At 70.3% G+C, this 15,760-nt stretch carries 13 protein-coding genes; 6 read left to right on the forward strand and 7 right to left on the reverse strand.

Features of this window, described 5'->3' with window-relative positions:
* Positions 1–91 precede the first annotated feature (91 nt).
* Positions 92–826 carry a VOC family protein gene (locus tag ABZS77_RS25120; protein ID WP_354827403.1) on the forward strand — a complete coding sequence of 245 codons (735 nt, stop codon included), beginning with the start codon at positions 92–94 and terminating at the stop codon, positions 824–826.
* 13 nt (positions 827–839) lie between these two features.
* On the opposite strand, the gene ABZS77_RS25125 is transcribed toward ABZS77_RS25120, so the two are convergent.
* The 6 genes from ABZS77_RS25125 to ABZS77_RS25150 form a co-directional block, all read right to left on the reverse strand.
* On the reverse strand, positions 840–1,709 hold the full coding sequence (locus ABZS77_RS25125; protein WP_354827406.1) for an AraC family transcriptional regulator: 870 nt from the start codon (positions 1,707–1,709) through the stop codon (positions 840–842).
* A 157-nt stretch (positions 1,710–1,866) separates the two neighbouring features.
* On the reverse strand, positions 1,867–3,609 hold the full coding sequence (locus ABZS77_RS25130) for an ABC transporter substrate-binding protein (RefSeq protein WP_354827410.1): 1,743 nt from the start codon (positions 3,607–3,609) through the stop codon (positions 1,867–1,869).
* Between the two features lie 145 nt (positions 3,610–3,754).
* Complete coding sequence (locus tag ABZS77_RS25135; protein WP_354827413.1) at positions 3,755–4,741, reverse strand: ABC transporter permease; 987 nt, start codon at positions 4,739–4,741, stop codon at positions 3,755–3,757.
* A gap of 11 nt (positions 4,742–4,752) precedes the next feature.
* Positions 4,753–5,760 carry an ABC transporter permease gene (locus ABZS77_RS25140; RefSeq protein WP_354827417.1) on the reverse strand — a complete coding sequence of 336 codons (1,008 nt, stop codon included), beginning with the start codon at positions 5,758–5,760 and terminating at the stop codon, positions 4,753–4,755.
* Positions 5,757–6,791, reverse strand: coding sequence for a dipeptide ABC transporter ATP-binding protein (locus ABZS77_RS25145; protein ID WP_354827419.1), 1,035 nt, complete (start codon positions 6,789–6,791; stop codon positions 5,757–5,759). The genes ABZS77_RS25140 and ABZS77_RS25145 overlap by 4 nt, the downstream gene beginning before the upstream one ends.
* A complete protein-coding gene (locus ABZS77_RS25150) occupies positions 6,788–7,894 on the reverse strand; it encodes an ABC transporter ATP-binding protein (RefSeq protein ID WP_354827422.1) in 1,107 nt (368 codons plus the stop codon). The genes ABZS77_RS25145 and ABZS77_RS25150 overlap by 4 nt, the downstream gene beginning before the upstream one ends.
* Positions 7,895–8,326: 432 nt before the next feature.
* On the opposite strand from ABZS77_RS25150, the gene ABZS77_RS25155 reads away from it, so the two are divergent.
* The 5 genes from ABZS77_RS25155 to ABZS77_RS25175 all read left to right on the forward strand — a co-directional run bounded on the left by ABZS77_RS25155 (position 8,327) and on the right by ABZS77_RS25175 (position 15,246).
* Positions 8,327–9,763, forward strand: coding sequence for a TldD/PmbA family protein (locus tag ABZS77_RS25155; RefSeq protein ID WP_354827426.1), 1,437 nt, complete (start codon positions 8,327–8,329; stop codon positions 9,761–9,763).
* Positions 9,760–11,172 carry a metallopeptidase TldD-related protein gene (locus ABZS77_RS25160; RefSeq protein WP_354827429.1) on the forward strand — a complete coding sequence of 471 codons (1,413 nt, stop codon included), beginning with the start codon at positions 9,760–9,762 and terminating at the stop codon, positions 11,170–11,172. The genes ABZS77_RS25155 and ABZS77_RS25160 overlap by 4 nt, the downstream gene beginning before the upstream one ends.
* Positions 11,173–11,434: 262 nt before the next feature.
* Positions 11,435–12,241: a hypothetical protein gene (locus tag ABZS77_RS25165; protein ID WP_354827432.1), complete on the forward strand. Its 807-nt coding sequence runs from the start codon at positions 11,435–11,437 to the stop codon at positions 12,239–12,241.
* Positions 12,242–12,253: 12 nt separating this feature from the next.
* Positions 12,254–14,182 carry a fumarate reductase/succinate dehydrogenase flavoprotein subunit gene (locus ABZS77_RS25170; protein ID WP_354827435.1) on the forward strand — a complete coding sequence of 643 codons (1,929 nt, stop codon included), beginning with the start codon at positions 12,254–12,256 and terminating at the stop codon, positions 14,180–14,182.
* Positions 14,179–15,246 (forward strand): succinate dehydrogenase/fumarate reductase iron-sulfur subunit, encoded by a 1,068-nt coding sequence (locus tag ABZS77_RS25175; protein WP_354827438.1) that lies wholly within the window; start codon positions 14,179–14,181, stop codon positions 15,244–15,246. Before ABZS77_RS25170 ends, ABZS77_RS25175 begins: the two co-directional genes overlap by 4 nt.
* Before the next feature lie 60 nt (positions 15,247–15,306).
* Here ABZS77_RS25175 and ABZS77_RS25180 read toward each other — a convergent pair whose 3' ends face one another.
* Positions 15,307–15,747, reverse strand: coding sequence for a (deoxy)nucleoside triphosphate pyrophosphohydrolase (locus tag ABZS77_RS25180; RefSeq protein ID WP_354827440.1), 441 nt, complete (start codon positions 15,745–15,747; stop codon positions 15,307–15,309).
* Positions 15,748–15,760 lie beyond the last annotated feature (13 nt).

The raw sequence follows: 15,760 nt of genomic DNA on the forward strand, positions 1-15,760 counted from the left end.
CGCCCCACCGCTCGACACGACACGTCGCCGGAACAGCCCTCCACCCACCGGCCGTGCGGTCGCGTGCCCGGCCGCCGCTAGCATCGTCGCCATGGCGACGCGGCTCGTTCAGATCAACATGAAGGCTCAGGACGACTCCGCGTTGGGCGGTTTCTGGGCGCAGGTGCTCGGCTGGGAGGTGTCCAGCGAGGGGCCGGGCGTGACGAACCTCGAACCCGAGGGCTTCGTCTACCCCGACCCCGTCGCCGTCTGCATCGACCTCGTCGCCTACCCGGAGCCCAAGACCGTCAAGAACCGCGTGCACGTCGACCTCGCCACCACCTCGGCGGCCCACCACGCGGAACTCGTCACCCGCCTGAAGGATCTCGGCGCGACGCCCGCCGACGTGGGCCAGGGCGACGTTCCGTGGACGGTCATGGCCGACCCGGAGGGCAACGAGTTCTGCGTGCTGGACTGGCACGACCCGGTGCGGGACACCGGACCGATCGCCACGGTGGTGGTCGACTGCGCGGACCCGCGAGCCATGGCCCGTTTCTGGGGCGAGGCCACGGACTGGACGGTGCACAGGGTGACCGACCACAACGCGGTGCTGCGCTCGGCCAAGGAGGTCGGCCCGTACCTTCAGTTCCTTCGCACGCCCGACGTGAAGACCGGGTGGAACCGGGTCCACCTCGACGTACGCCCCTACCCGGGCGACGACCTGGAGGCGGAGGCGGCCAGGCTGGAGTCTCTCGGCGCCACAGTCATCGACCTGGGCGGCGATGTCAGGTGGAAGGTTCTCGCCGACCCGGAGGGCAACGAGTTCTGCCTCCTCACCCCCGCCTGAGCCGGACGGTCCGTCACGCCGGCTCGACGGGCAGCCACAGTTCGCAGGTCGCGGTGCTGAAGTCGTCCGCGCGTTCGAGGATGGCGACCATCGACGGCCCCGGCCGCAGCCGCCACGGGTTGGAGGGGAACCACTCGCTCGCGGTCGCGGCCCACGTCGTCTGCAACGCCTGCGGATGGGGTCCGGAGGTGCGGAAGACCGCCCACCTGCCGGCCGGCACCTCGATGGCGTCCAGGTCGTCGGGGACCTGCGTGTCCCGGGTCACCGCGACCCCGTGCAGGTAGGTCAACTCGCTGCCCTCGGTGGCCTCGGCGTCGACGTCGTCGCTGACCTGGAGCAGCCCGCCGGGCTCGGTGTCGCTCAGGGCCTTGAGCCGGGCGTGCTCCTGTGGTGGTAGTCCGGTGATGTGCTGCTGGATGTGCGGGTTGACGCCCCGGTGGATGAGCGGGACCCGGGCCGCGTGTCCGACGAGCCGGAAGGCGGGGCGGTCGACGATGCGGGTGTCCATGGGGATGCTCCCTTCGACTGTCAGGCGGAACCTGAGCTGCGGTTGTGTGCGAAGGGGACCTCCGTCGCGGCGTACGTCACCGGGGTTGGTGCCGTGGACCGCCCGGAACGCGCGCCCGAACGCCTCGGTCGAGCCGTATCCGTGCCGGACGGCGATGCTCAGCAGATCGTCCTCGCCGCGGACGACGTCGGCGGCGGCGACGGTCATGCGGCGCCGGCGCACGTACTCGGACAGCGGCATCCCGGCCAACGACGAGAACATCCGGCGCAGGTGGTATTCGGTCGTGCCGAGTGCCCTGGCCACCGCGTTGACGTCGAGTTCCTCGGTGAGGTGCTCTTCGAGCACGTCGACGAGCTGGTTGAGTGCCGCGATCACGAGGCCTCCCTTCGACGTCAAGCCTGGCCGAAGGACCCGGCCCGGCACCCGACCGTAGCGGTCCGATCCGATCAGGTGCCCGGACTCCGGAACGACGACAGGGGTCCCCTCCCGACGTCGTTGTCGGGAGGGGACCCCTGTCTGTCTGCGGCGTGCGTTACGGCTTGACGTGCGCGTTGACGAACGACGGGTAGCCGAAGACGCTGGAGATGAAGACCCCACCGGCCTTGGACCCGTGCACGTTGTAGGCCACGTCGACGTACATCGGCACCACCGGCGCGTGCTCCTTCATGATCCGCTCGTCGAGCTTGGCCCACTCCGGTCCCTGGTCGGCGGGGGCCAGTGCCAGGATGCGGTCCATCTCGGCGTTGATCGCCGGGTCGTTGAAGTAGGACTGGTTGCTGTTGCCCTCGGCCTTGATGGTGCGGCCGTCGTAGAGCACCGGCAGGATCGACGCCCCGCTGGGCCAGTCCGCCGCCCAGTTACCGATGTACAGGTCCCAGGGGTTGTCCTTCTTCTTGATCTCGTCGAGCTTCGCGTCGTCCGAGATGCTCCGGACGGTGATCTTGAAGCCGGCGCGCTCCAGGTTCGCCTTGAGCTGAGCGCCCTGCTGCTGCTCGGTCGTGTTGTCGGCGACACCGAGGACCAGCTCCGGCGTCTTGCCGCCGAGCAGCTCCTTGGCCTTGTCGACGTTGCCGTTGGCGCCCGCCGGGTACGCGTCGTACGCCTTGAAGCCGATGGTGGCCGACGGCATCAGCGTGGTCAGGGGTGCGGCGACGGTCTGGCCGCCGAGCGCCTTGATCATGCCTTCACGGTCGATGGCGTAGTTGAGCGCCTGACGCACCTTCAGGTCGGTGACCCGCTGGTTGTTGATGACGAGCTGGTTGGCGCTCGGGGTCGGCGAGAGGAGCGTCCGCGACTTGAGGGCGCTGTCCCCGGCGACCCTGGCGACCAGCGAGGCGGGTACGGCGTTGAAGGCGATCGCGCTCTGGTCGGCGCCGTTGTCGGCGATCACCCGGTTGTTCGCGGCGTCCGCGGTCGGGCCGAAGGTCCAGACGAACTGGTCCGGGTACTGGTGCCGGACCGGGTCGGTGTTCGGGTCCCAGTTGGGGTTGCGGTCCAAGGTGATCTGCACGCCGACCTGGTTCTTGGCGACCTTGTACGGGCCGGACGAGAACGGCTGCTTGTCCACGTTGATGCCGGTGTCCTTGTCCGCGGGCAGCGGCGCGGTGGTCGGCAGCGAGGCCGCGAACGGCAGGTCACAGCGCGGCTTGGCGAACTCGAAGCGCAGCGTCTTCGCGTCCGGCGTGGAGAGGCCGGGCGGCAGCGACGTCTTGTTCTTCTTGAAGTCCCACTTGGTGTCGAACTGCGCGGTGTCGGCCAGCCACTCCTGGATGTAGGTGGGGCCACCGGACAGGTCCGGGTCGAAGGACCGGGCGATGCCGTACGCGATCTCCTTGGAGGTGATCGGCCGCCCGTCCTCGAACTTCACCCCGTCCTTGATCGTGAATTCCCAGACCTTGCAGTCGTTGTTGACGTTCTTGCCCGGCGTCTCGGCCAGGTCGCCGACCAGGACCAGGCCGCCCTTGCCGTCGTCCTTCCAGGTGGTCAGATAGCGCGCCCAGAGCGGGTTGGCCATCAGACCGGCGAACGAGTACGTCCGCTGCGGGTCGAGGTGGGAGATCGGCGTCTCCCGGATGACCGTGAAGGTGCCGCCCTTCTGCGCCCCGCTCACCTCGGCGGCCGGACCCTGTGAGTCCTTGGGGTCGGTGGCGATGACCCCGGTCTGCTTCCGCTCGCTGTCCACGGTGGTGCCCTCGCCCGTGTTCTTCGAGCACGCACCCAATGCCACAACCAGAGCGATCGCGCCGCCTGCGGCAGCCACCACGCGTGGTCTCATGAAGTACCCCCTTCACCCATGTGCCGTGCGATTTCGTCGGGGCGAGAACCGCCGACGTCCCGAGGATCGTAAGGAAGAAAACCTACGAGTTGTGTAACAGTTGTCGATAAATTTCGCCATCGGACGGCATGCCGGCCCCGGCGGCTCAGCGCAGCCGGACCCGCGGGTCGATGGCCGCGTAGAGCAGGTCCACGAACACGTTCGCGAACACCACGAAGACAGCCGCGATCAGCACCGTCGCCATGATCGTGGGCAGGTCACCCGAGCGCACCGCCTCCACCGCCGTACGCCCCAACCCCTGGATGCCGAACGTGGTCTCGGTGATCACCGTGCCGCCCAGCGCCCCGCCGACGTCCAGCCCGGCGATGGTCACCACCGGGGTGATCGCCGCGCGCAGCGCGTGCCGCCCGTACACCTTGGGTTTGGCCAGGCCCTTGGCCCGCGCGGTCCGGACGAAGTCCTCGGACAGCGTCTCCAACATCTGCGCCCTCGACAGCCGGGCGTAGATGGCCGAGAAGAGGAAGGCCAGCGCCACCCAGGCGAGCACCAGCCCGCTTGCCCACCTCGCCGGGTTGTCGAATATCGAGGTGTAGCCGGGCACCGGCAGCCACCGCAGGTTGTAGACGAACACCAGCAGCAGCACCGCGCCCACGAAGTAGAGCTGCAACGAGGCGCCGGTCAGCGAGAAGCCGATGGCCGCGCGGTCCAGCCAGGTGCCCCGACGCAGTGCGGAGACCATGCCCAGGCCGACGCCGAGCAGCAGCCAGAGGATCGCCGCCGGGATCACGATGCTCAGCGTCACCGGCAGCACCCGGGCGATGGTGTCGGAGACCGCCTCGTTGGTGACGTACGACCAGCCAAGGCAGGGCGCGTCGCACCGGCCACCCTGGGCGCTGCCCAGGTCCCGACCGGTGACGATGCCCTTCATGTAGCCGGCGTACTGGGTGATCAGCGGATCGTTCAGGCCCAGGTCGTCGCGGACCCGCTCCAGCCGCTCCGGGTTGCAGTTCTTCGAGCAGATGCTGGTGGCCGGGTCGCGCGGCAGTGCGAAGAACATCAGGAACGTCAGCACACTCACCGCGAGCAGGGTCAGCGTGGCGGAGAAGAGTCGCTTGAGGAGAAATCGCGCCATGATTTTGACCCCTACCGGGACGACTTCGGGTCGAGCGCGTCTCGCAGCGCGTCGCCGAAGAGGTTGAAGGCGAACACCAGCGCGAAGATCGTGATGCCCGGGAAGAACACGTACGCCGAGTCGGTCTGGAGGAAGTTCAGACTGCGGTAGATCATCCGGCCGAAGCTCGGCGTCTCGTCGCTCAGGCCGACGCCGATGAACGACAGGGCGGCCTCGCTGGTGATGAACTGTGGCACCGCCAGGGAGAACGACACCAGGATCGGCGCCCAGATGTTCGGCAGCAACTGCCGGAAGATGATGTGCCCCAGCCCGGCCCCGCTGGCCTTCGCCGCATCCACGAACTCCCGTTCGCGCAGCGCGATCACCTGCCCGCGGACCAGGCGGGCCGTGCTGGTCCAGCCGAAGATGGCGAAGACGCCGATCAGCACACCCACGCCGAAGGCCGCCGACACCTGCCCCCGCTCGCCGTAGAAGCGCAGCGTGACAGTGGGGGTGAGGGCCAGCGCGATGATCAGGAAGGGCATGGCGAGCGTCAGGTCGGTGATCCAGTTGATCACCGCATCGAGCCAGCCGCCGAGGTAGCCGGCGAGCGCGCCGAGCACGACACCGATCGTCGCGGTGATCAACGCGGCGGCGATCGCGATGAACAGCGAGGTCCGCAGCCCATACACCAACCGGATGAAGATGTCCCGGCCGAGCCCGGGCTCCACGCCGAACCAGTGGTCCCCGCTGACACCACCCGCGTAGCCCAGCGGCATCCCGAAACCGTCGAGCAGGTTCTGGAACTGCTCCCGCGGACCGATCCCGTAGACCATCTCGATGAGCGGGGCGGACAGCCCCAACACCATGAAGAAGACCAGGAGTACGCCGCTGACCAGAGCGGTCCGGTCGCGACGCAGCCGCAGCCAGGCGAGCTGACCGGGCGAGCGACCGACGACCCCCTTGATCGCGGGCTCGCCCACGCCGTCGCCGGACTCGATCTCGGCCAGCGCCACACCCTCCACCGGAGACAGGCTCACGGCGACACCTCCTCGACCTGGGTGACCGACCCCTCGACCTCGGGGCTCGTGCCGACTGCTCCCTCTTCCGGAAAGTGACACGCGGTGGCCTGTCTGCCCCCGTCACGCGGGACCAGCGCCGGCTCCTCGGTGGCGCAGACGTCCTGCGCCTTCCAGCAGCGGGTACGGAACCGGCACCCCGACGGCGGGTCCAGCGGGGTGGGCACGTCACCGGCCAGCCGGATCCGGCCCGCCGGGCCGAGCTTGGTGACGTCCGGGATCGCCGAGAGCAACGCCCGCGTGTACGGGTGCTGCGGGCGCTCGTAGATGTCGGCCCGGTCACCGATCTCCACGATCCGGCCCAGGTACATGACCGCGACCCGCTGGCAGAAGTGCCGCACCACGGCCAGGTCGTGCGCGATGAACACGAAGGCCAGGCCGAGCTCCCGTTGCAGGTCGCGCAGCAGGTTGACGACCTGGGCCTGGATCGAGACGTCAAGCGCGGACACCGGCTCGTCGGCGACGATCAGCTTGGGCCGCAGGGCCAGCGCGCGGGCGATGCCGATGCGCTGGCGCTGCCCGCCGGAGAACTCGTGCGGGTACCGGTTGTAGTGCTCCGGGTTCAACCCGACCAGCTCCAGCAGCTCCTGCACCCGGGCCTTCACGCCACCCGGCGGCTTGATCCCGTTGACCTGCAACGGCATCGCCACGATCCGGCCGACCGTGTGCCTGGGGTTCAACGAGGCGTACGGGTCCTGGAAGATGATCTGAAGTTCCTGACGCAGCGGGCGCAACTCCCGACGGCCGGCGCGGGTGATGTCCCGCCCGCCGAACTCGATGGTGCCGGCCGTCGGCTCCAGCAACCGCACCAGCATCCGACCGGTGGTGGTCTTGCCGCAGCCCGACTCCCCCACCAGACCCAGCGTCTCGCCCGGTCGCACGTCGAAGTCGAGCCCGTCGACGGCCCGCACGAGGCCCGCGCCGCGCAGCCCCTGACGTACCGGGAAGTGCTTGGTCAGCCCGCGTACCCGCAGCAGTGGTTCGTCGGTCATCGGGCCACCCCCACGGATGCGACGTCCTCGGCGTAGCGCTCGGCGCGCTCCTCGGCGGACAGGTGGCAGGCGACCAGGTGGCCGTCCGCGCCGGCCGGACGCAGCTCGGGCACCTCGGTGCGGGAGCGGTCACCGTTGCGGTCGGCGTAGCGGCAGCGCGGGTGGAAGGCGCAGCCCGGCGGCAGGTTGATCAGGCTGGGCGGGTTGCCGGGGATGGGCAACAGGTCCGCGTCCGCGTCGCCGTGCAGCGACGGCACGCTGGAGAGCAACCCCCAGGTGTACGGATGTTGCGGCGAGCGGAGCACCTGCTCGACGCTGCCCCGCTCGACGGCCCGTCCGCCGTACATGACCAGGACGTCGTCGGCGACCTGGCCGACCACGCCGAGGTCGTGGGTGATCAGGATGATCGCGGAGTGGAACTCGGCCTGGAGGTCGGCGAGCAGGTCCAGGATCTGCGCCTGGACGGTGACGTCCAGCGCGGTGGTCGGCTCGTCGGCGATCAGCAGCGCAGGGTCGTTGACCAGCGACATCGCGATCATCGCCCGCTGCCGCATGCCGCCGGAGAACTCGTGCGGGTACTGGTCGAAGCGTCGGGCCGGCTGCGGGATGCCCACCCGGTCCAGCATGTCCACGGCCCGCTGGCGGGCCTCGCGTCGACTGGCCTTCGGGTGGTGCACCCGGTACGCCTCGGCGATCTGCCGGCCCACGGTGTAGTACGGGTGCAGGGCCGACAGCGGATCCTGGAAGATCATCGCCATGTCCCGGCCGCGCAGCCGGCGTACCTCCTCGTCGCCGAGGCCGACCACCTGCCGGCCGCCGACGGAGATCTCGCCGGTGACGGTGGTCCGTTTCGGATCGTGCAGGCCGAGGATGGCCAGCGAGGTGACGCTCTTGCCGGAGCCGGACTCGCCGACGATGCCGAGGGTGCGACCCCGCTCGACGGCGAACGACACCCCGTCGACCGCGCGCACCACGCCGTCCTCGGTGTCGAACCGGACCCGCAGGTCACGCACCCGCAGGTAGGCGTCCTCGTCGGGGCGCTGCGCCGGAACGGCGGGATAATCGTCCGGCTCCCCGGACGGCGGCGGTTCCGAGCTGTCCACTGCCACCTCCCTCAGTGACGAAGAGAACTTACAGGAAAGTCCTGAGGGTGAAAATAAGCTACAAAGTCGGTACCTGTCAGCGGGCCAGAGCGTAACGAGTCGGCATCGCCGTGAACACCCCTCACCTCGCCATCCATGCCCCGCGCCCCGCGCCTCGCGCCGCGATCGGATCGTGGACGACTTTCCCGCCGCACCACCGTCAAGGTCACGCTCGAACCAGGCTCCAGTGGCCACGGAGCGTCAGGAGACCACTACATCCATGCTCGAGCGCGATCTTGACGCCTCAGCATCGACGATCACCAGCTCCGACCGGCCTTCGTGGCGTGCTCGCACCACGGGCGCGACCGCAGTGACGTGCCCGCCCGACGGGCGCGACCTCAGCAGTCGGGATTGCGGTGCACCGGGTGGGCGATTCCCGCCTAGGGTCGGTCCATGACCGAGTTCGACGCGGCCACCGCCGCCGTCCAGGCCGCCCTCGACGCGGGCGCGCGGTACGCCGACGCGCGGGTGATGCACCGCCGCTACGAGTCGATGACGGCGCGCAACGGCGACGTGGAGGAGCTGACCCAGGACGAGAGCATCGGGCTGGGCGTCCGGGCGCTGGTCGGCGCGAGTTGGGGCTTTCACGCCGTACCCGATCTGTCGGACGCCGCCGCCCGCGACGCCGGACGTCGCGCGGCCCGGACGGCCATGGCGAGCGCGCGGGTGCCCGGCCCACCTGTCGACCTCGTGCCGGTCGAGGCGGTGACCGCGAGCTGGGCCTCCGGCTGCCAGGTCGACCCGCTCGGGGTGCCCCTGTCCGACAAGGGCGACCTGCTGGTCGGCGCGACCCGCACGATGGCCGAGCACGGCGCCGACCTGGCCGAGGGCCTGTACCAGATCTGGGACACCGCGAAGTGGTTCGTCTCCAGCGAGGGCCACCGGATCGACCAGCGGATCCGCGAGTGCGGTGGCGGCATCTCGGCCACCTCGATCGGCGACGGCGAGACGCAGCGGCGGTCCTGGCCCAGTTACCGGGGCCAGTACGGCACCACCGGCTGGGAGCTGGTCGAGTCGCTCGACCTGGCCGCGCACGCCGCGCAGATCGCCGAGGAGTCCCGGGCGCTGCTCACCGCGCCGCCCTGCCCGGCCGGCGAGACGGATCTGATCCTCGGCAGCGAGCAGCTGGCCCTGCAGATCCACGAGTCGGTCGGGCACGCCATCGAACTGGACCGGATCCTCGGCTGGGAGGCCGCGTTCGCCGGCACGTCCTGGCTGGACCTCGCCCAGCTCGGGTCGCTGCGGTACGGCTCGGACCTCATGAACATCACCATCGACCCGACGATCCCCGGCGCGCTCGGCAGCTTCGGCTTCGACGACGAGGGCTCCCCGGCGGTCAAGCGGGACGCGGTCCGCGACGGCCGCTGGGTGGGCGTGCTCGCCGGCCGCGACTCGGCAGCCATGGCCGGCCTCGACCACGGTGGCAGCGTACGGGCCGACGGGTGGGCCCGACTGCCGATGGTGCGGATGACGAACGTCGGCCTGGAACCCGGCCCGCACACGCTGGAGGAGATCATCGCGGCCACCGACGACGGGGTGCTGATGGACATCAACCGGTCCTGGTCGATCGACGACAAACGGCTCAACTTCCAGTTCGGCTGTGAGATCGGCTGGGAGATCAAGAAGGGCCGGCGGGGTCGGCTGCTGCGCAACCCGACCTACACCGGGATCGGGCCGCTGTTCTGGCGCTCGATGGACATGCTCTCCGGCGAGACGGTGCCGTGGGGGACGCCGAACTGCGGCAAGGGCCAGCCCGGTCAGATCGGGCACACCGGCCATCCGGCGGCGCCGGCCCGGTTCCGCAACGTCCGGGTGGGGGTGTCGGCGTGAGCGCGAGCGGACCTGGCGAGGTGGAGCTGGCCGGGCAGGTCGTCGAGCTGGTCCGGCGGCTCGGCGGGCCGGGCGCGCAGGCCGAGGCGGTGGTGACCCGGGCCGACCTGGCGTTGACCCGGTTCGCCAACTCGGCCATCCACCAGAACGTCTCCGAGTCGACCGTCGGCGTCCGGCTGCGGCTGCACCTGGACGGGCGGACCGCCGCCGGCAGCGGCAGCGTGGTGACCTCCGACGGGCTGCGCGCGCTCGTCGAGCGCACCCTGGCCGCCGCGCGCCTCGGCCCGCCCGACCCGGGCTGGCCGGGGTTGACGCCGCCGGTGGACACGCCGGTCGCGCCGCCCGTCGACGAGGCGACCGCGTACGCCGAGCCGGATCAGCGGGCCGACCGGGTCGGCGCGTTCGTGGCCGCCGCCGGGGGCTACAGCACGGCCGGTTACTGCCGTACGTCGCACCGGTCGTCGGCGTTCGCGAACTCGGCCGGGCACATGGCGTACGGTCGCTCCGCCGACGCCGCAATTGACGGGATCGCGCGCCGGGACGGCGCGGACGGGGTGGCCCGGCGCCACTCGGACCGGCTGTCCGACCTCGACGGCGCCGAGTTGGGCGCGCACGCCGCCGCGAAGGCGCAGGCCGCGGCCGACCCGGTCGAACTGCCGCCGGGGCGGTACGAGGTGGTGTTCGAGCCGGCCGCCGTGGCGGACCTCCTGCAGAACCTGTCCTGGTTCGGGTTCAACGGCAAGCGGTACGTCGAGCGGCAGTCCTTCGCCGAGCCGGGCGCCGCCCAGTTCGACCCGTCGGTGACCCTGGTGGACGACCCGTTGGGCGCGTCGGGGCTGCCGTTCGACGCCGAGGGCACCGGTCGGCGGGCGTTGACCCTGGTCGAGGCGGGCACGACCCGCGCGGTGACGCACGACCGGCGAACGGCCGTCGAGGCGGGTGCGGAGTCCACCGGGCACGCCGTCGCCGGTGGCGCCACGTGGGGTCCGATGGCCCGTAACCTGCGCCTGTCCGGCGCGGTGGCGGGGCCGGTCAGCGCGGCGGGGCGGAGCACCACCGGCGCGGCGGCCGGCGCGGTCGGTGACGCGGACACCGCCGCGCTGGTCGCGGGAGTACGCCGAGGGCTGCTGGTCAGCGACCTCTGGTACACGCGGGTGCTCGACCCGAAGAGCCTGGTGATCACGGGGTTGACCCGCAACGGGGTCTGGCTCATCGAGGACGGCACTGTCGTCCGGGCGGTCCGGGACCTGCGGTTCACCGAGTCGTACCCTCGGGCGCTCGGGCCGGGCGCGGTGCTCGGGCTGGGCGCGCGGGCGGTGCGCCAACCGGACCGGGTGGACGGCGTCTGGTGGTCCGCCCCCTCGGTGCGGCTGGCGTCCTGGCACTTCACCGGGGGCGCCTCCGGGTGACGGACGAGCGGACAGTGACCTTCTTAACAACGCGCCATCGATCGGCGTGCCAGGGCTTTTCCGCAGGCCGGACACACGGGACACTCCCTTGCGCGGACGGCCCGCGAAGATCGGCGTAACGTGTGTCACTTAGCTGCGTCGGTCGATCCGGCGTGGTCGTTGGTGTGCGCATGACGTGGCAGCGGGTGCGGGTTCGCCGGTCCGCGTGCCGACCGGAGAAAGATCAGCCCGCCCGTACGGGCCCGTCGAGGAGACGACTCGAATGACTTCAACGGCAACGAGGCCGCGGGGAGCGCGGGCGCGCGCCGCCATCGCGGCGAAGACGTTGCGTACCGACCGCTGGTGGTTCGCCCCGCTGATCACGGTGATCGGGCTCAGCGCCTGGGTCGCGTACGCGACGGTCCGGGTCTTCATGCACAAGTGGTACTGGGTGGACCAGTACCACTACCTGACCCCGTTCTACTCCCCGTGCGTGACCGACCGGTGTGTCGAGGAGGCCTCGCACTTCGGCCGGTTCCTGCCCGGCTGGTGGATCATCCCGGACGCCGCGCTGACCCTGCCGTTCCTGCTGCTGTTCCGGCTCACCTGCTACTACTACCGCAAGGCGTACTACCGGTCGTTCTGGCTGTCGCCGCCGGCCTGCGCCGTCCCGGACGGGCACAAGGAGTACAGCGGCGAGACGCGTTTCCCGCTGCTCGGGCAGAACCTGCACCGCTACTTCTTCTACGCCGCCGCGATCATTTCGCTGATCAACACCTGGGACGCGATTCTCGCCTTCCACTCGCCGGAGGGCTTCGGCTTCGGGTTGGGCAACGTCATCCTGGTGCTCAACGTGGTGATGCTCTGGGCGTACACGATCTCCTGCCACTCCTGCCGGCACATCATCGGCGGCCGGCTCAAGCACTTCTCCAAGCACCCGGTGCGGTACAGGGCCTGGACGTTCGTCTCGGCGTTGAACGTCCGGCACATGCAGCTCGCCTGGATCACCCTCGGCACCCTGGCGCTGGCCGACTTCTACATCATGGCGCTCGCGGCCGGCTGGTTCTCCGACCTGCGGTTCATCAACTAAAGGGCCCCTGACATGACCACTACCACTCGCATCGAACGACACCACTACGACGTCGTCGTCATCGGGGCCGGCGGCGCCGGTCTGCGCGCGGCGATCGAGGCCCGGCTGGCCGGCAAGAAGACCGCGATCATCTCCAAGTCGCTGTTCGGCAAGGCGCACACGGTGATGGCCGAGGGCGGCGCGGCGGCCGCGATGGGCAACGTGAACAGCCGGGACAACTGGCAGGTGCACTTCCGCGACACCATGCGCGGCGGCAAGTTCCTGAACAACTTCCGGATGGCCGAGCTGCACGCGAAGGAGTCGCCGCAGCGCATCTGGGAGCTGGAGACGTACGGTGCGCTCTTCGACCGCACCAAGGACGGCAAGATCTCGCAGCGCAACTTCGGTGGCCACGAGTACCCGCGGCTGGCGCACGTGGGTGACCGGACGGGCCTGGAGCTGATCCGCACCCTCCAGCAGAAGATCGTGTCGCTCCAGCAGGAGGACCACCGGGAGTTCGGCTCGTACGACGCCCGGATCAAGGTGTTCTCCGAGACGACCATCACCGAGCTGCTGCTCGACGGTGACCGGGTGGCCGGGGCGTTCGGCTACTACCGCGAGTCGGGCGAGTTCATCCTCTTCGAGGCGCCGGCGGTCGTGCTGGCCACCGGTGGCGTCGGACGCTCCTACAAGGTCACCTCGAACTCGTGGGAGTACACCGGGGACGGGCACGCGTTGGCGCTGCGCGCCGGGGCGACGCTGATCAACATGGAGTTCCTCCAGTTCCACCCGACCGGCATGGTCTGGCCGCCGTCGGTGAAGGGCATCCTGGTCACCGAGTCGGTGCGTGGTGACGGTGGCGTCCTGAAGAACTCCGAGGGCAAGCGGTTCATGTTCGACTACGTCCCCGACGTCTTCCGCAAGCAGTACGCGGAGACCGAGGAGGAGGCGGACCGCTGGTACACCGACCCGGACAACAACAGGCGTCCGCCGGAGCTGCTGCCCCGCGACGAGGTGGCCCGCGCGATCAACAGCGAGGTGAAGGCCGGTCGGGGCTCCCCCGCCGGCGGTGTCTTCCTGGACATCGCGAGCCGGCGTTCGGCCGACGAGATCCGCCGCCGGCTGCCGTCGATGTACCACCAGTTCAAGGAACTGGCCGACGTCGACATCACAGCCGAGCCGATGGAGGTCGGTCCGACCTGCCACTACGTGATGGGCGGCGTCGAGGTGGACCCGGACTCGGGTGCCGCCTTCGGCCACGTACGCGGGTTGTTCGCCGCCGGTGAGGTCTCCGGCGGCATGCACGGCTCCAACCGGCTGGGCGGCAACTCCCTGTCCGACCTGCTGGTCTTCGGCAAGCGGGCGGGCGGGCACGCGGCCAGCTACGCCGACGGGCTGACCGCCCGGCCGAAGGTGGCCGTGGACGCGGTCGAGGCCGCCGTGGAGACCGCCCTGGCCCCGCTCCAGCGGGACACCGGCGAGAGCCCGTACACCCTCCAGCAGGACCTCCAGGTGGTCATGGGGGATCTGGTGGGGATCATCCGGCGCGAGGGCGAGTTGGCCGACGCGCTGGTGCGGCTCGCCGAGCTGCGTGAGCGGGTCGCCAAGGTGAGCGCTGTCGGCGGTCGGCGCTACAACCCGGGCTGGCACCTGGCCCTGGACCTGCGCAACATGCTCGTGGTCTCGGAGTGCACCGCGAAGGCGGCGCTGGAGCGGCAGGAGTCGCGCGGCGGGCACACCCGGGAGGACTACCCGGCGATGGAGCCGAAGTGGCGGCAGGTCAACCTGGTCTGCTCGCTTGACGGCGACACCGTACGGCTGACCCGCAAGCCGCTGCCGAAGATGCGACCGGAGCTGATCGGCCTCTTCGACCGGGCCGAGCTGGCCAAGTACCTCACCGACGAGGAGCTCGCCGACTTCGACGCTCTCGTCGCCGACGCTGGAGAGGCGGACAACCGATGAGCGCGAAGCGTCAGTTCCGGATCTGGCGGGGCGACGAGAGCGGGGGCGACCTGCAGGACTACATGGTGGAGGTGAACGAGGGCGAGGTCGTCCTCGACGTCATCCACCGCCTCCAGGCCACCGACGCGCCCGACCTCGCCTGCCGGTGGAACTGCAAGGCCGGCAAGTGCGGCTCCTGCTCGATGGAGATCAACGGCAAGCCGCGGCTGGGTTGCATGACCCGGATGTCGACCTTCGGTGACGACGAGACCGTCACGGTGACCCCGCTGCGCACCTTCCCGGTGATCCGGGACCTGGTCACCGACGTCTCGTTCAACTACGAGAAGGCGCGGGAGACGCCGGCGTTCGCCCCGCCGACGGACGTCGCCCCGGGCGACTACCGGATGCAGCAGGTCGACGTGGAGCGCTCGCAGGAGTTCCGCAAGTGCATCGAGTGCTTCCTGTGCCAGAACGTCTGCCACGTGATCCGTGACCACGACGAGAACAAGCAGGCGTTCTCCGGGCCGCGGTACTTCATCCGGGCGGCCGAGCTGGACATGCACCCGTTGGACACGCGGACCGACCGCAAGGAGTACGCCCAGGCCGAACAGGGCCTCGGATTCTGCAACATCACCAAGTGCTGCACCGAGGTCTGCCCCGAGCACATCAAGATCACCGACAACGGGATCATCCCCATGAAGGAACGGGTCGTCGACCGCAGGTACGATCCCCTTGTGTGGCTTGGTAGCAAGATCTTCCGTCGGGGCGAGACGCCCCAGACCAGCGTGACCACCGCCCGTCAGGGCTCGGCGACGTCGTCGGGCGCGACCCGGGGCGGGGTCCACTCGCATGCGGGTGGCTCGCACGACCAGCGGGCCGAGGCGCAGGCGCAGTCCGGCGTCAACTGGGACCGGGAGGTGCCCCACCCGACCGCTCCGGCGGTCGACGACCGGGGCCGGCTTCCGCTGACCGAGCTCACCTTCGACCGGGCCGCCGCGCCGTCGCCGTTCGGCGACGACGTGACCTTCCCGCTACCTCCGGAGCACCTCAACTTCGCCCACCCGGAGCAGGACGACAAGCACTGATCACCCGAACGACGACGGGGGCCGCGGCACTTGCCGCGGCCCCCGTTCCGTCGCGGGATGTCAGGGGGTTCGCAGGTGGGGGCGGAGGGCCGCCACGATGGGGGCGTCGGCGGGGAGCCAGGTGACCGAGTCCAACTCGTCGGCGGTGAGCCAGCGCAGCGCCTCGTGCTCCAGGGCCTGCGGTTCGTCGCCGCCGAGCAGGCGGGCCGCGTACACCTTGAGCACCGAACGGCCGTGGGCCATCCGCACGTTGCGGCCGACACGGTCGCCGATCTCGACGCGTACGGCCAGTTCCTCGGCGCACTCGCGGATCAGCGCCTCGGCCTCGCCCTCCCCCGGCTCGACCTTGCCGCCGGGGAACTCCCACATGCCCGCCACCTCGGGTGGGGCGGAACGCGCGCAGGCGAGCACCCGCCCGTCCCGGATTATCGCCGCGCCGACGATCACCTTCAGGTCCCGTCTTTCGACCTGCCCGCCGCCATTCGCCCGTTCGGTCCGCACGGGCGTCCAGGGT

The sequence above is a fragment of the Micromonospora sp. NPDC005298 genome, assembly GCF_040607375.1.
Lineage (GTDB): Bacteria > Actinomycetota > Actinomycetes > Mycobacteriales > Micromonosporaceae > Micromonospora.

Excerpts from the sequence above, each read along its gene's own strand:
- ABZS77_RS25120 (WP_354827403.1), top strand. The coding sequence starts at position 92 with ATGGCGACGCGGCTCGTTCAGATCAACATGAAGGCTCAGGACGACTCC.
- ABZS77_RS25130 (WP_354827410.1), bottom strand. The coding sequence starts at position 3,609 with ATGAGACCACGCGTGGTGGCTGCCGCAGGCGGCGCGATCGCTCTGGTT.
- ABZS77_RS25175 (WP_354827438.1), top strand. The coding sequence starts at position 14,179 with ATGAGCGCGAAGCGTCAGTTCCGGATCTGGCGGGGCGACGAGAGCGGG.
- ABZS77_RS25165 (WP_354827432.1), top strand. The coding sequence starts at position 11,435 with ATGACTTCAACGGCAACGAGGCCGCGGGGAGCGCGGGCGCGCGCCGCC.
- ABZS77_RS25170 (WP_354827435.1), top strand. The coding sequence starts at position 12,254 with ATGACCACTACCACTCGCATCGAACGACACCACTACGACGTCGTCGTC.
- ABZS77_RS25135 (WP_354827413.1), bottom strand. The coding sequence starts at position 4,741 with ATGGCGCGATTTCTCCTCAAGCGACTCTTCTCCGCCACGCTGACCCTG.
- ABZS77_RS25145 (WP_354827419.1), bottom strand. The coding sequence starts at position 6,791 with ATGACCGACGAACCACTGCTGCGGGTACGCGGGCTGACCAAGCACTTC.
- ABZS77_RS25155 (WP_354827426.1), top strand. The coding sequence starts at position 8,327 with ATGACCGAGTTCGACGCGGCCACCGCCGCCGTCCAGGCCGCCCTCGAC.